Annotated in this window: 1 pseudogene; it reads left to right on the top strand. The window is 85.7% G+C overall.

Annotation, left to right across the window (positions count from 1 at the left end):
* Positions 1 to 908, top strand: a pseudogene (locus UXQ13_RS23570) (hypothetical protein); the annotation flags it as partial.
* Between the last annotated feature and the right edge of the window lie 70 nt (positions 909 to 978).

Below are 978 nucleotides of genomic sequence, written 5' to 3'. Positions count from 1 at the left end.
GGCCCGGCCAGGCCCCGGCTGCTCCCCCGGCCGGTGCCGGCGCGGGCGCCCGGGGCCTGGCCGGGCCTCCGCCGGCCACCGCACCCGCGGCACCCGCCTCCTCCCCCCAGCTCGGTGGCCGCGGGAGCGCCCCGGCCGCGCCGCCGTCGGCACCCGGGCGCGGTGGTGCTCCGCAGCTGCCCGGACGCGGCGCACCGTCCTCCGGGGCGGGCGCCCGCCCGTCGTCCCCGCCCACCCTCGGTGGCCGGCAGTCCGGCGGCGCCGGCGAGGGCGGCGCGCCCCCCGGCCGTGCGGCGCAGCCGCCCGGTGCACCCGGTGGGCGCGCCGGCTCCCCGGGCCGGCCGGCCTCCCCGTTCGCCCCGCCGCGGGCCCCGGGCACCGGCGGTCTGGCCGGTCGGCCCGGAGCGCCGGGCGGTCCCGGTGGCGTCCCGGGTCGCCCCGGTGCCGCTCCCGGCGGCGCGGCACCCCGCTCGCCCGGCGTGCCCGAGGGACTGCAGGGCTCCCGCGGCCCGTCGTCGGCACCGACGACGCCACCCGGCGCCGGCGGCCGCGCACCCGGTGGTCCGTCGTCCACCCGCGGGCTGTCCGGTCGCCGGACCGCCGGACCGACCGGTGCCCCGGAGACGTCGTCGTCGGCGCGCTCCGCGCTGCGCCGCGGGCTCGAGGGACGGGGCCTGGCCGAGCCCGGGTCGCGCACCGCCGTCCCCTGCTCGGGTGCGCCCGGCCAGGGCGCGGTCCGCCCGCCGGCCCGGACCCGCAAGCGCGAGGAGGAGCCGGAGACCACGGCACCGGAGACGGTGGGCGACGCCGAGCTCTTCGACGTCGACGACGCCGGCACCGGCGTGGTCCGGCGTCCCGACGAGCGCCAGGTCGGGCCCTCCGGCCCGGCGCGGGGCCGCCGAGGATGACCCCGCCCGACCGCCCGCCGGGCCGCCACGGCTCCCCGGCCGCGGCTGCCCCGCCCGCCCCCCCCCCCCC

The sequence above is a fragment of the Klenkia terrae genome, from assembly GCF_037083865.1.
Lineage (GTDB): Bacteria > Actinomycetota > Actinomycetes > Mycobacteriales > Geodermatophilaceae > Klenkia > Klenkia terrae.
Note: the sequence above shows the minus strand (reverse complement) of the source record. Positions and strands in the feature narration are given on the sequence as shown.